The organism is Planotetraspora mira (genome assembly GCF_016863275.1).
Taxonomy (GTDB): domain Bacteria; phylum Actinomycetota; class Actinomycetes; order Streptosporangiales; family Streptosporangiaceae; genus Planotetraspora; species Planotetraspora mira.
On the sequence record NZ_BOOO01000031.1, the window covers coordinates 175,698 to 189,856 of the forward strand.

The following is a 14,159-nucleotide window of genomic DNA, read 5'->3' on the forward strand; positions in this document are numbered from 1 at the left end:
GGCTCAGCGGACTCGGTCGTAGACGAGAGCCAACGTGCCGTGCTCCCCCGCGGCCTGGCTGACGAGCGCCCACTGCCCCGTGGGCAGGCCGTCGTCGAAGAGACGCGGCCCGCCGCCGAGGAAGATCGGGAAGATCGTGATCGCCAGCCGGTCGACCTTGTCGGCCGCCAGCAGCGCCTTGATGACACTCGCGCTGGAGAGCACGAGGATGTCGCCGCCTTCGGTCGCCTTGAGGTCCATGACCACCTCGGCGGCCGGCTTGTCGACGATCGTCGTCCGCTCCCACGGCGCCTCGCCGAGGGTGGAGGAGAGGACCACCTTGTCGGTGTCGACGAGCCACTTCGCGAAGCCCTCGTCACGCGGGTCGGCACCCTCCATGCCGATGACGGTGGGCCAGAAACCGAGGAACCCCTCGGCGTTGACCCGCCCGAGCAGGGCCGTCGTCGCCGGCTCCCAGAGGCCGGTCAGGTGGTCGCGGGCGACGTCGGTGACGGCGTACGGCATCACCCAGCCCATGTCCCGAGGGTCGCCCGGCCGGGCATAGTGGCCGTCGAGGGAGAGGCTCATATTGGTGACGACCCTGCGGCCCGCGGTCTGCTCTGTCACTTCGTGCTCCTTGTGTCGTTGTCGTCGGTGCCGACGGTGCCGTCGGTGTCGTGCGAGTCCGCGGCGAGGATCGCCGCGAGCTTGTCGAGGCTCTGGCCGAAGCCGATCTCGACGCCTGCGATGAAGTCAGCGGAGTCGACGGTGCTATCGGTGATCCGGTAATGGACGTCGAGGTCCGTGCCGGTTCCGGTGGGCCGGAGGCCGAGGTCGACGTGGGCGGTGAAGGCGAGGCCGCCGTCCGGAAGCAGAGGGGAGAGCCGATAGGTGAGGCGCTCACCGGGGTGCACGTCGTCGACGATTCCCTCCGCACGCCCCGCGGCCAGGTCGGAGCCGTCGGCGTCCTCGGCATCGCGGTACTCCTGAACGATCCGCCCACCCGGTCGCGCCTCGAAGACGAGCTCGGAGACGCGGAGGTCGTCGGACGTCCACCATCGGGCGAGCAGGGAGGCCTCGGTCAGGTGGCGCCAAACCAGCTCGGGGCTCCCCGCCAGCGACCGGAGGAACCCGAACGAGCGGCCGTCGGCCCACCCCGACTCCTCAGCGGCGAGCCGCTCCGCGTGGAGGCTCAGGCCGTAGCGGTCGTAGGTCGCGCGTGGGCCGCCGACCTGGTCCGCGGTGTCGGCGAGCCGGCTGAGCGCTACCGCCAGGTCCCGCAGTGGAGCGGGCCGGAGCGCATAGACGCGGCGCTGTCCGATGCGCTCGGAGGTGACGACGCCGGCGCGCTCGAGGGTCTGCAGGTGCTTGGTCGTCTGCGGCTGGCGGGCCTCGGCGAGCTGGGCGAGGACGCCGACCGAGCGGGGCCGCTCGGCCAGCAGGCTCACGAGCCGCCAGCGGGCCGGGTCGGCCAGCGCGATGAGGAGTGCGTCCACGAGGACGAGTATTCGCGATAAAGAATATTCGTGTCAAGGAATAACTTGGTGAATCACTCCGGTGACACCGTCCGCCGTCACTTCCGGAACCCCGGACGGTGTCACCGTTCGGCCGCACACCCGGTGGGAGGAAGGTCCTGTCATGCTCACGCCTTGTCGCTCACCTCGATTGCGGCGCCGGGGCAGACGGCGGCGGCCTCGCGGACCGCGACGTGCCGGTCCTCACCGGGCTCGTGTTCGAGCAGCATGACGATGCCGTCGTCCTCGCGCTGGTCGAACACCTCCGGCGCGATCAGTACACATTGGCCGGCGCCACAGCATTTGTCTTCGTCCACGGTGACTCTCATGTCGGGTTCCTCTCTGCGGGCCGTAGCGGGCAAGCCGCCCCTGCGGCGGTGTCACGTCACCAGCGGACCGGGACCGTACGCAGGCCGCCGACGGCCAGCCCTTCCACGCGTTCCAGCTCCTCCGCGGGAACGGCCAGCTCCAGGGAGGGAAGCTTGCGCAGCAGCACCTCGAGCACGACCTGCAGTTCGGTGCGGGCCAGCGCCTGTCCGAGGCAGGAGTGGGCGCCGACGCCGAAAGCCAGGTGCGCGTTCGGGCTGCGGCGCAGATCCATCTCCTCGGCGCCCTCGAAGACGCTCTCGTCACGGTTCGCGGCGGCCATGCTGCACACCACGGTGGTGCCGCGGGGCAGGACCGTGCCGCCGACCTCGATCTCGTCGCGCAGGTAGCGCGGCAGGCCGAAGCCGGAGTTGGCGTCGAGCCGCAGCGTCTCCTCCACCGCGGTGCGGATCAGCGACGGGTCGGCCAGCAGCCGCTCCCACCGGCTACGGTCCGCGAGCAGCATGGAGACCATCTTGCCGATCATGTTGGCGGTGGTCTCGTGCCCGGCGACCAACAGCGCCATGCCGGTGACCAGGATCTGGATGTCGGTCAGCCCGCCTTCCTCGGGGCCGCCGGCCGCGATCAGCTCACTGAGGACGTCGTCCCCCGCCTCGGCGCGCCTGGCCGCGACGTGGTCGGCCATGTACTGGAAGAACTCGCCCTGGGCGGCCTCCATCTCGGCCCGGCTGTAGCGGGTGAGGTTGAGCAGGGCGTCGGACCAGTAGGAGAACCGTTCCCGGTCGGCGGCCGGGACGCCGAGCATGTCGCAGATGACGTACACAGGCAGCGGGAAGCCCAGGCCGGCCTTGAGGTCGCCGGGCGCGCCGCACTTGACCATGTCGTCGATGAGCTGCTCGGCGATCTCCTCCATCGACGGCCGCAGCGCCGCCATGCGCTTGGCGGTGAACCACTTGCCGACCAGGCGCCGCCAATGCTGGTGCTCATCGCCTCCGTCAGGGATGATCTGCGCCATCTCGCTGTTGAACACCCCATTCCCCTCCGCCGACAGCCGGGCGGCGTCGGGGGCGTTGAGCTGGCGGGTGAAGCGCGGGTCGGCGAGCACCCGCTTGACGTCCTCATAGCGCGTCAACAGCGTCGCCTGGTCACCGCTGGGAAGTTTCACGTGGGCCACCGGGCACTTGCTGCGCAACTCCGCCCACTCCGCGGGCGGCTCCAGTGCGGCGTCACTGGGAATCGGGTAGCTCAGGACCTGCTCGTCGAGGCTCATCGGGCATCTCCTCTGCGTGGATGGTCGGCCGCCTGTGAACAGGCGGCTGATGGCGCTCCTGTCGCGTGCCTGCTCCTCCCCCGCCGCCACGCGGGCGTGAGGCGTCCCGTCGTCGAGAAGATTACCCTACATGTGTAGGAAAACGTACATGTGTAGTCAGAAGGTAAGCTGGTGGCGTGGTCACGACCAGGGAGAGCAGCACCTCATCGGGTGACCGGCGTGTGCGCCGCACCCACGCGGCCTTAGCGAGCGCGCTGATCCAGCTCGTCGAGGAGCAGGACCTGTCCCGGATCAGCGTCGCCGACGTGGCCGAACACGCCGGCGTGAGCCGTTCGACCTTCTACGACCACTACCGCGACGTCCACGAGCTGGCCGAGGCCGCCTGCACCGCGATGATCGACGACTTGATCGGCTCTCTGCCTGCCCCGGGGCCCGACTCGGCGGACCCGGTGCGGGACGCGACGCAGTCGCTGGAGGCGTTCTTCGCAAGCCTCGCCGAGCACGCCGGCCTCTACCGCGCCCTCCTGGGGCCGCAGGGCAGCGCGCGCCTCGTCGACCACATCCGCCGGCGCATCGCCGCGGCCGTCTACGACCTCGTACGCCAGGCCGCCGCCGGTGACGATCTCCCGGTGCGTGACGGCTCTCCGGTGGACATCCCGCACGACGTTCCCGCCGTGTTCACCGCCGGGGCGCTCATCGGCGTGGCCGCCGACTGGCTCCAGCGCGGCTGCCCACTGCCTCCTGCTGAGATGGCCGCTCTGACCTGGCCGCTCTTCAGCGCGCTCTACCGTCTCGACATCGACGCGCTCCTCCACTGAGGCCGTGCTCGGCTCTCGCGTACGGAGGATCGACTCGTCATCGTCCTGGCGAAGACGCGGGCTGAGCCTCATACCCTTCGATGCGCGAGCCTGGGACATGCGCGGATACGGCTCGCCGAGCCTCCTCGCCGCGGGCGAGCATCACAACGCCGCAGGCCATCACCGCGGCGGCGACCAGAGTGAGGGCGAGTCCCCCGAACCGGACCCCCTCGCCCAGGACGGTGAGACCGATCACGATCGCGGCCACGGGATTGGCGATGGTCTGGGCCGCCAGGGGCAGGCCCAGGCCGAAGTCACGATAGGAGGATTGCGACAGCGCCACCCCTGCCAGCGCGAAGCAGCCGACCAGTCCACCCACCATGAGAACCGTCCAGCCAGTCACCGCGAGCACCACGGGAACCAGTGCGGACGCGGTGCCGAAGGCGATCCCGGCTCCAGCGGCCAACGACAGCGCACGGATCATAGGGGAAGGCGCCGCAGAGACGGCCACGAGCGCGGCGGTCACGCCCGCGCTCGCACCGCCGACCACGAGCACCTGGTACGCGCTGAGGGCGGGGGGACCTGCGGGGAGCATCAGCGACACCAGTCCCGCCAGCGCGACCACGATGAGAGCCGCCCCCGCCCACTCGGAGCGGGATGTCGCGTACGCCTCTCGCCGCATCGGCAGCGCGAAGACCAAAGTCAGCGCGCCCAACGGCTGGACGATCGTCACCGGACCGAACCGCAAGGCGGCGACGTGCAGCGCGCCTCCGGCGAGGTTGAGCCCCAGGGCCCACAACCATCGGAACGCGTCCATCGTGGGGGTGAGGGCGATGCGCCGCTGCGCGATCGCCCCTAGGGCGTAACACACCGACGATGCCACGCACAGGGCCAAGGCGAGCACCGTGTCGTTCATGCCTCAAGACTCACCGATGTCACATGCCTGGGCGTCCGCCCTGGGAATGGTCCTCGCCTACCGCGCTCGCTGTACGAGCCCGAAGGCCGCCTGCGCAGGAGGCATTCGGGATGGGTGGCGGAGGATGCTCAGGTTTGATCGTCCTCCACGGGGAGACCCGACCGGGTCCAGCCCTCGATCCCCTCGGCGTACAGGCGTACGTCGCGGTATCCGAGCCGCTTCAGCTCGGCGACGAGGTCGGGGCCTCGGGTGCAGGCGGAGTCCGTCGAATAAGCGACAATCGCCACGGATCGATCCGGCAGCAGATCGTCCGCCGACTTCGCGGCATCCTCGGCGGTCAGGTTCAGGGCGCCGGGCAGGTGCCTGCGCCGATAGGCCGGTTCGGGCAGCCCGTCCACGACGGTGACCGTACCGGCGTCCATCGCGGATCGGAGCTCGGCCCGGGAGATCGTCACACCTGCCGGCGCGCCCTGCTCGGCAGCGTGGCCGTCGCGGGTGAAGGGCGGCGGGTCCGCCGGGGACTGGAGCGGACCGCTGAGCTGGATGTTGACGATCAGCCAGCGCTCGTCCCGCCGCACGGCCACGAGGGTGAGCCTGAATGACCCGCTGACGTCACTTCCCATGGCGGTGGTGCGCTGATCCTGGACTCCTGCCACGATCGCGGTGTCGCCGTAGAACCGTACTTGCGGCTCGAGGATCTCGAAATGGTGATTCTTCAGGGCTCCCCGGTGGCGAGCCGCCCACTGCTGCTTCCCGAGGGTGAACCCGACAGGTCCGATGCCGGCGAAGTCCGCGGCGAGGAGATCGTCGTAGGCGTCGACGTCGCCGTCCATCTCGGCCTGGGCCCAGCGGTTGACGAGATCGAGTATCTGTTGCCGGCTCATGGTGATCTCTCCTCTTCTCCTTCGGGTCCATCTTTAAACGGAGGTAAACCCTCCGATTAACTGTTGCATGGCAAGGGAACTCCGACAAGACCAAGTGGAGAATTTCCCTCCACTTACTGGCTAAGCTGTCGGCATGAGGCTGGAGAGGGCGAGACGATGGCCAGGCCGCTGAGGGCCGACGCTCGACGCAATCAAGAGCAGATCCTGCTCGCCGCGCGAGACCTGGTGGCCGAGTCGGGGCACGACGTGCCACTCGACGAGATCGCCCGCCGCGCGGGAGTCGGCATCGGCACGTTGTATCGCCGGTTCCCCGACCGGGAAACCCTGCTGCACGCGCTCGCTCTGGACGCGTTGACCAGGACGGCGGCCGCGGCACGCGCAGCCGCCGAGCAGGAGACCGATCCGTTCAGTGCGCTCGCGCGCTATCTTCGCGAGGCGCTCGAACTGCGGGTATCCGCGGTGTTGCCGGCCTTGATGGACGTGCTCGACCTCGAAAACGACCCTGAACTGGGCCCCATGCGCGATCTGTCCGCCCGTTCCGTGCGGCGGATCCTCTCCACGGCGCGGACGGCCGGCGTGCTGCCTCCCGACGTCACCTTCGAGGACGTCGGGATGATGCTCGTGCGAATCGCCCGCCCCCTCCCCGGCCCGCTGTCCGCGGAGGCGAAGCACGACCTCGCGCGCCGTCATCTGGAGCTGTTCATCCGTGGCCTCGGGGCGCTCACCGCGCGCGAGACCATCAGGTAGTCCTGGAGCACCTCCGCCCCCAACGCGGCCTACCGGGACGCCCACGTCTGGTACGACGGGGACGCCGCGGGCAACTTCACCGCCTACAAGTTCCTGATCGCCGACGTCGTCGGCGGCGATCTCAAGGTCGTGCCCAGAGCGGTGATGTCGGCCGGCGGGATAGTCGAAGGCGCCCGCGGAGGAGTCGACATCCCCAAGCAGGAGATGCCCCGGGTGAAGGCGCATCTGGCGAAGTACTACGCCAAGTTCGGGGACACCGCCCCCTGGGAGCGATGATCCAACCGGCGTAGCTTTGCCAGGGTTCGCGACCATAGACCCCAGGTCAGCCGGCGCCGGCGATCGATCGCTGCGACCCCCGGTGGCGCGGATGCGCGCGCTATGCGGACGCACTAGGACGAATGGCGCTAAGTGGGATAAAGCCCCAGCAGACATCGGGTGTATCGCCGCCATTGACCCTTGACGATCTGGTAACAACGGGCTAACTTCCCAAAAACCGGGCCGATAGCTCGGATGTTTCGCCGCGTAAATGGCGGTCTCGCTTGCTGACGCCATGACCTCCGTCCCTCCCCCTCGGATGAGGAGCGCCTGAGTGATCCCTCGACTGGAGCGTCCCCGCCGCGGCGGCGTCGATCAGTGCACACGATCAGTGCGGACCAGCCAGACATCTGTTCCGAAGCAGCCCCTCTCCGCAAAGAAAGAAGCCCATGAGGTCGTCACATGCCCTGGTCCGGGCATTCATGCCCCGAAAGATAACGTTATCCGTCGCCATGACGCTGGCAATTGCGAGCGGCGTCATCGCTACACCCGCTGCCCCGGCATCGGCCGAGACACCGACGAGTGAGTGGGCCACGCTGTCGCAGAAACTCGCCGGAATCACCGGCGACTGGGACAACGAGAACTATCCCGGTGCGATCAGCCAGACCATGCCGAACACGGCCTACCTGGGTAACGGTGACGTCGGGGTGAGCTCCGCCGGCTCCCGCGGGGTCAAGACCTTCATCATCTCCAAAGGCGACTTCTGGAACGGCGGCTCCTCGATCCAGACGGCCGGACTCGGCGGTGTCACGCTGCAGGCGGTGGCTCCGGTAGAGACGTCGCTCAATCTGGCGCTGAACAAGCCGGTGGCCGTATCCACCAACTCCAGTAACGCGAGCCGCTCGGTGAACGGCCAGTGGACCCCCAACTCGGGATTCGAGGGCTGGTTCTCCGACGTCGGCAAGCCGCAGTGGTTCCGCCTCGACCTCGGGGCGTCGACGACGGTCGGTCGCATCGTGCTGCGGCACGACGCCGCCGCCCGTCCGGGTCAGGACGCCAACACCCCCAAGGTGTTCTCGATTCAATACAGCGACGACACGACCGCCCCTGGCACAGATCCGAACGCTCCGGGCTGGACGACGCTGATGTCATCCACGGACAACACGGCGAACACCACGGACATCAGCTTCACCCCGGTTTCAGCGCGTTGGGTGCGCGTTTACTACGTGCAGCCGACACAGGAGTCGACGTCCGACTCGACCCAGAACCCGCGGGCGCGCCTCGGCCAGATCGAGGTGTACGCCGACCCCAACGCGACCAGTCCTCCTCCCGCGCCGCCCTTCCACGAGCGGCAGAACATCCTTGACCCGTCGATCGACACCGACATGTTCATGGACGACGCCCACCTGACCATGCACACGTGGCAGGGCAGCGACGACAACGTCGTCGTGACGGAGCTGACCTCGCACGCGACCGACCCGGTGGACCTGCAGCTTTCGACCTGGTCGGGTGCCGGCAGCGCGAACGGCGGCTACACCGAGACCTCCGGGGTCGACGGTGCGACGCTATGGGCGACCAGGGAGACCCAGAACATCCCGACGGCCAAATGGGTGTCCCGGGCGACGCTCGCGACGCGGGTGATCGGCGCCGAACTGCAGCACCCGGTCGCGACGAACACCTCGACCTCGGCGACGGCGAAGGCGACGTTCAAGCTTGAGCCCGGCACCACCGTGCAGATCGTCACGGGTGTGGGCGGCGGCGGCCGGAATCCCGCCGACACGCTCGCGACCGCTCAGGATCTCATCACCGGCCAGACCACGACATCCCTCACAGAGCTCGCGCAACGCAAGGCGGACTGGTGGAAGGCGTACTGGCTGCAGTCGTGGGTCGACCTCGGTGACCCGGTCCTCGATCGCTACTACTACGGGGCGCAGTACGAGATCGGGTCCGCCTCGCGTCCAGGGAAGCTCGCACCGGCGTTGTACGGGATCTGGTTCACCACCGACCAGCCGATGTTCTCCGGCGACTACCACCTCAACTACAACGCGCAGGCGCCCTTCTACGGCGTGTACTCCAGCAACCGGCCGGAACTGTCCCTGCCGTACTACCAGGTGGTCAAGGACTACGTCCCGGCAGCGAAGGCCCGCGCCAAGAGCGACGTGTCCCGGATCAAGCCCGACTACGTCGCGTCCCGGCCCGACCTCGCGGGCGGCGCGGACGGCGTCCTGTTCCCCGTCGGCATCGGGCCATGGGGCAGCACGAGCGGCGGGCAGGGAAGCGGCCAGTTCCCCGGCTCGTACCTGCAGCAGACGAGCAACGGGTTGTTCAACGCCATGCTCTACGTCGACTACTGGAAGTACACCCAGGACAAGGCATTCCTGCAGAACGAGGCCTACCCGTACCTCAAGGAGGTCGCCGCCTTCTTCGAAGACTGGCTCGACGACGGCGGCACTCCCGGTGGGCGGCTCAACCTCTGGGCCGGACCACACGAGAACACCTGGGGCCGCAACTCCAGCCCAGACGTCCCGTTCCTGCGCACCACGCTCAAAACCCTCATCGAAGCAAGCAAGCTCCTCAACGACGACCCGGACCAGCGGGCGGTCTGGGAGGACATGCTCAACCGGCTCGCACCCACGCCGACCACGACTCGCAACGGCGCCTCGGTCTACACGCTCGCCGACGACGGCACGATGATCGGGGAGAACGGGCAGCCCGGCCCGAACTTCCGCTCCGGCGACAACACCGTGAACCTGGAGGTCATCCAGCCCGGCGACGAGGTCGACATCTTCTCGTCACCTGCGGACCTCGCACGGGGCCAGGCGTCCGTGCAGCAGATGAACTCCTGGGGCCAGCTCAACGCCTTCGCCAAGGTGTTCGCCCAGGCCGCCCGCGTCGGCTACGACCCGGAGACCCTCATCAACCGGCTCAAGACGCAGCTGAACGGCACCATCGGCCTCGCCCCCAACCTCGCCGTCGCCGACGGCTTCCACGGCATCGAGAAGGCGGCGGCCACCGAGGGGCTCAACAGCATGCTCCTGTACGGCGACGGCGAGAAACTGGCGGTCTTCCCCGACTGGCCGGCGAACCGCGACGCGAGCTTCCACCGCCTCCTGGCGAAGGGCGCGTTCGAGGTGTCCGCCGCGCGAACCGGGGGTGTGGTGCACTCGCTGGAGATCACGAGCAAGGCCGGCGGCAACCTGAGGTTGAAGAACCCGTGGCCGACATCAGCCGTCACAGTGACCGACGACAAGGGCCACTTCACCGCGGTGACCGTCCACGACGGCTTCCTCGAGTTCGACACGAAGGCGGGGAACACGTACTACTTCTCGACCACCGAGCCGGGGTGCACGAGCATCCAGACCACGAACCACACCGGGCCACTGGTCGTCTCCTCGGGCGTGCTGTGCCTCGACGGTGCCACTCAGACCGGGCCAGTGGTCGTCCGAGCGGGCGCAGGCCTGCTGACCACCGCAGGTGCGAAGGTCAGCGGACCGGTGGACGCCTCGGGCGCGAGTGTGGTGGCCCTCTGCGACACGACGGTGACCGGCTCGGTGAACGTCGACGGCGCCACATCGGTCACCATCGGAGACCCGGCCCGGCGATGCGCCGTCAACACGGTGACCGGCCCGGTGTCGGTCACCAACACGGGGGGAACCACCGTGATCTCCGGCAACAAGATCACCGGGCCGTTGAACTGCTCGGGCAATCGACCGGCCCCGATCGACAACGGAAACCCCAACACCGTCACCGGCCCTAAGCAAGGTCAGTGCGCCACGCTGTGATGTGACAAGACCGCTCCAGATCGGTGCTGGGGCCGAGCCGACACTCGACCCCAGCACCCCTCTCTGCCGCGACCGTACCTACGAGAGGAGGGCAAGGGCACGATCGTCACGCCGACCCGGCCGGGAATACGATGACCTCACCTGATCATCGAAGGGCCTGTGAGAATGGCGGCCGGACCGACATGCGTCGACTGAACGCTCTCGCCGAGCGTGTCGCGACGCGCCTCGACCTGCTCGCCGATCGGATGGTCGACGCCTTCGTCGCGGAGATCCCCCTCTACGCCCACCTGCCCCGAGAGCAGTTGGAGGGTGAGCTCCTCCAGATCTGCCGGCACAACCTGCGGCTGTTCTTCCGGGTCCTCAGCCATGACGAACTGCCGGATGAGCGAGAGCTTCTGACCGTCCGCCGCAGCGCCGCACGGCGGGCGGAGGAACGGGTTCCGCTGGAGACGGTGCTCACGGCCTACCGCGTCGGATCGAGGATCGGGTGGCAGGAACTCTGCGACGACGCGCATCCCGACGAGCGTGCGGACCTGTTCGAGGCCGCACACCTGGTGATCACATTCAACAATCTCGTCACCGGCGCGGTCGCGGCCGCTTACCTCGAGGAGCGGCAGGCGATCCACGACGAGGATCGGGAGGCGCGTCGCCGGCTGGCGGAGGCGCTCCTCGCGGGAATGCCCGCGCGCCAACTGGCCGAGCGCGCCGGCCATCGACTGGCCGCCGGGTATCACGTGCTGGCGGTTCGGGTCGAGTCCTCAGTCGACGAGCGCGACGAGGAGGTCGAAAGCGCCGTGGCGGCCCGCCGCAAGTTGCGGCGGATGGAGCAGGGCCTGTCCGACGACTCCGGGCACGAGTCGCAGTCGCTCAGCGTCCTGTCACCCGGCGGCGGTGTGGTCCTCCTCCCGCGCACAGACCCGGACGACCGTGACGCCCGGGCCGCGGACGTGGTGGCGCGCATGGCGAAGGCCGCCGACGCGCCGGTGCTCGCGGCGATCGCCACAGGAGCGGATCTGGACGGCGTACCGCCGGCGGCGGCGGAGGCCGACCATGTGCTTCGGCTCGCCGTCCGGCTGAACGCCGCGCCGGGAACCTACACACTCGACGACGTCCTTTTGGAGTACGTGCTGACGAGCGCCGGGGAGGTGGGCCGGCGTCTGGCCGACGTCCTCCACCCGCTGGAATCCGGGCCCGAACTCGTGCAAACCCTCGCCGCGTGGTTCGCCAACGATTTCCACCGGATGCGTACGGCGGCTGCGCTGCACATTCATCCCAACACCCTCGACTACCGGCTGGCCCGGATACACGAACTCACGGGCTACTCCGTGGGGTCGGGGCGGGGCGTCCTCGTGCTGGGTACGGCGTTGACCTTGCAGGCGCTTGGGAGAAATCACAACGAACGGTCCTGAACTCTCGGGTGAACGCCGATAGTTGTCGGACGTGTGATCGAGTTAGCATCCCACGATGCCGATTCTGGCTTTAGCCGAGGAAATTGCATGAATCGCTCGTTCGCTTTGTTCAGCGCGCTGGCCGTCACGGCCGCCCTGATGGTGAGCACTCCTGTCGCCGCGGCCGCAGGAGCACCGACCCCGCCCCCCAGTGCCGGACACGGTCCCGACCACGGCAGCCCGCAATCCGGTTGCGACCCGATCGACCCGTCCGCCTGTCTGCTGCCGTTTCCCAACGACTATTTCACCGTTCCCGACACGTCCACGGAAACCGGCCGACGGATCGCCTTTTCACCGGGGATGATGCCGCAGAACATCGCCGGCACGCCGATCGACCCGGCCGAATGGAACCGAAACGACGGGTTCAGCCCCGGCACGCCGATCCTCACCAGGGTGCCCGGGGTCGATTTGACGAAGACCAAGGCAGCGCCGATCACCGATATCGGCGCCTCACTCGACCATGACGCGCCGATCGTGCTGCTCGACACCCGCACCGGCAAGCGCACGGCGTACTGGGCGGAACTCGACGCCAACGCGACCGATCCCGCCCGCCAGGCTCTGATCATCCACCCGGCCGCGAACCTCGCGGAGGGAACACGCTATATCGTCGCGCTCCGCTCGATGCGCGACCGTACAGGTCATCTCATCCCGCCCGGCCCCGCCTTCGCGGCGTACGCCGACTCTCAGAACGGCGGCGGGAAGCACGGCACCGGGAAGGTCGACTCGCGGCGTCTGGCGCAGATGAAGAAGATCTTCGCGACGCTCGAGAAGGCCGGGGTGGGAACGCACAGCCTCTACCTCGCCTGGGATTTCACGGTCGCCAGCGAGCGCGGCCTCTCCGAGCGGATGCTGCACATCCGCGATGACGCCTTCCGGCAACTCGGCGACAAAGACCTGGACGACAAGCGCGTCCAAGGGCGCTCTCCGCGGTTCGCCGTCGACTCGGTGCAGAACTTCAGCGAGTGCGGCGCCGACGGTTGCCAGACGGGCGAGAACGACCAGATCGCACGCCGCGTCGCGGGACGCGTCTTCGTGCCGTGCTACCTCGATGAGAGCGGTTGCCCGACCGGGGCGACATTCCACTACTCGAACGGCTCCTCATTGCCGAGCCAGATCCCCGGCAACGAGCGGGCCGCGAACTTCATCTGCAACATTCCCCGCTCAGCCGTCTCAGGCGGGCGGATCCACAAGGTGCACCCGTCGCTGTACGGCCACGGCCTGCTCGGCAGCGCCGACGAGGTCGATTCCGGCAAGCTGTACACGGTCGGCGACGACCACGACATCATGTTCTGCGCGTCAGACTGGATCGGCCTCGCGCGAGACGACCGTGCGACCGCCGCCGAGGCCTACAGCGACTTCTCGAAGTTCCCGACGGTCGCCGACCGCGGGCAGCAGGGAATGCTCGACTTCCTCTATCTGGGCCGGGCGATGATTCATCCGGACGGCTTCGCGGCGAACCCGGCCTTCCAGTTCGACAAGAACGGCCGGACCGAATCGGTCATCGACACCCGCGAACTGCTCTACCTGGGTGGGAGTCAGGGCGGCATCATGGGCGGCGCCCTCACCGCGGTGGCCCCCGACTTCACCCGCGGCGTGCTCGGCGTTCCCGGCATGAATTACAGCTTGCTGCTCAACCGCAGCGTCGACTTCGCGCCATTCCAGGCGATCTTCGACCAGAACTATCCCGACAAGCTCGACCAGCAGATCATCTTCGGGCTGCTGCAGATGTTGTGGGACCGGTCGGAGGCCGGCGGCTACGCGCACCACATGACGACCGACACCTACCCGAACACGCCCGCCCACCAGGTGCTCCTGCTCGCGTCCTACGGCGATCACCAGGTTTCCACCTGGTCCGCGGCGGTCGAGGCACGCACCATCGGCGCCCGCATCCGCACGCCCATCCTCGACCCCGGCCGGGCGCAGGAGAAGACGCCGTTCTGGGGGGTTCCCCGGATGGAGCACTCGCCGTACCACGGGGCGGCGACCATCACGCTCTGGGACATCGGACCACTGCGCACCGTCGACGGCGAGGTCGAGGGGACGCCCCCGCCGCCCATCGCGAACGTGCCCAACAGCGAGGGCGTGGACCCGCACGGGCCGGACGCCACGGAGACCGCCGCCGGCCAGGAGCAACTGGCGACCTTCCTCCTCGACGGCGTGGTCGTCGACACCTGCGGCGACCACCCCTGCTACCTCGACCGCTGGACCGGGCCGTGATCCGCCTCCCGTCCGCAAGCCCC

Annotated in this window: 12 protein-coding genes; 6 read left to right on the forward strand and 6 right to left on the reverse strand. The window is 68.5% G+C overall.

What is annotated here, in order from left to right:
• Nucleotides 1-3: 3 nt before the first annotated feature.
• From Pmi06nite_RS26585 to Pmi06nite_RS26600, 4 genes are all read right to left on the reverse strand, one after another.
• A complete protein-coding gene (locus Pmi06nite_RS26585; RefSeq protein ID WP_239114220.1) occupies nucleotides 4-606 on the reverse strand; it encodes a dihydrofolate reductase family protein in 603 nt (200 codons plus the stop codon).
• Entirely contained in the window at nucleotides 603-1,475 is an 873-nt protein-coding gene (locus Pmi06nite_RS26590; RefSeq protein ID WP_203955857.1) for a metalloregulator ArsR/SmtB family transcription factor, read from the reverse strand. The genes Pmi06nite_RS26585 and Pmi06nite_RS26590 overlap by 4 nt, the downstream gene beginning before the upstream one ends.
• Before the next feature lie 146 nt (nucleotides 1,476-1,621).
• Nucleotides 1,622-1,822 carry a ferredoxin gene (locus Pmi06nite_RS26595; protein ID WP_203955858.1) on the reverse strand — a complete coding sequence of 67 codons (201 nt, stop codon included), beginning with the start codon at nucleotides 1,820-1,822 and terminating at the stop codon, nucleotides 1,622-1,624.
• A gap of 56 nt (nucleotides 1,823-1,878) precedes the next feature.
• Nucleotides 1,879-3,090: a cytochrome P450 gene (locus tag Pmi06nite_RS26600; protein WP_203955859.1), complete on the reverse strand. Its 1,212-nt coding sequence runs from the start codon at nucleotides 3,088-3,090 to the stop codon at nucleotides 1,879-1,881.
• Nucleotides 3,091-3,266: 176 nt separating this feature from the next.
• Between Pmi06nite_RS26600 and Pmi06nite_RS26605 the strand changes: the two genes are divergently transcribed.
• Nucleotides 3,267-3,908 (forward strand): TetR/AcrR family transcriptional regulator, encoded by a 642-nt coding sequence (locus tag Pmi06nite_RS26605; protein WP_203955860.1) that lies wholly within the window; start codon nucleotides 3,267-3,269, stop codon nucleotides 3,906-3,908.
• A 37-nt stretch (nucleotides 3,909-3,945) separates the two neighbouring features.
• On the opposite strand, the gene Pmi06nite_RS26610 is transcribed toward Pmi06nite_RS26605, so the two are convergent.
• Nucleotides 3,946-4,803: a DMT family protein gene (locus tag Pmi06nite_RS26610; protein ID WP_203955861.1), complete on the reverse strand. Its 858-nt coding sequence runs from the start codon at nucleotides 4,801-4,803 to the stop codon at nucleotides 3,946-3,948.
• Between the two features lie 128 nt (nucleotides 4,804-4,931).
• Complete coding sequence (locus Pmi06nite_RS26615) at nucleotides 4,932-5,687, reverse strand: SgcJ/EcaC family oxidoreductase (RefSeq protein WP_239114221.1); 756 nt, start codon at nucleotides 5,685-5,687, stop codon at nucleotides 4,932-4,934.
• 156 nt (nucleotides 5,688-5,843) lie between these two features.
• On the opposite strand from Pmi06nite_RS26615, the gene Pmi06nite_RS26620 reads away from it, so the two are divergent.
• From Pmi06nite_RS26620 to Pmi06nite_RS26640, 5 genes are all read left to right on the forward strand, one after another.
• Nucleotides 5,844-6,434: a TetR/AcrR family transcriptional regulator gene (locus tag Pmi06nite_RS26620; protein WP_203955862.1), complete on the forward strand. Its 591-nt coding sequence runs from the start codon at nucleotides 5,844-5,846 to the stop codon at nucleotides 6,432-6,434.
• 129 nt (nucleotides 6,435-6,563) lie between these two features.
• A complete protein-coding gene (locus tag Pmi06nite_RS42105; RefSeq protein WP_239114222.1) occupies nucleotides 6,564-6,710 on the forward strand; it encodes a hypothetical protein in 147 nt (48 codons plus the stop codon).
• Between the two features lie 491 nt (nucleotides 6,711-7,201).
• Nucleotides 7,202-10,471, forward strand: coding sequence for a discoidin domain-containing protein (locus Pmi06nite_RS26630; protein ID WP_203955863.1), 3,270 nt, complete (start codon nucleotides 7,202-7,204; stop codon nucleotides 10,469-10,471).
• A 182-nt stretch (nucleotides 10,472-10,653) separates the two neighbouring features.
• Entirely contained in the window at nucleotides 10,654-11,880 is a 1,227-nt protein-coding gene (locus tag Pmi06nite_RS26635) for a PucR family transcriptional regulator (protein ID WP_203955864.1), read from the forward strand.
• 87 nt (nucleotides 11,881-11,967) lie between these two features.
• On the forward strand, nucleotides 11,968-14,136 hold the full coding sequence (locus tag Pmi06nite_RS26640; protein ID WP_203955865.1) for a hypothetical protein: 2,169 nt from the start codon (nucleotides 11,968-11,970) through the stop codon (nucleotides 14,134-14,136).
• Nucleotides 14,137-14,159 lie beyond the last annotated feature (23 nt).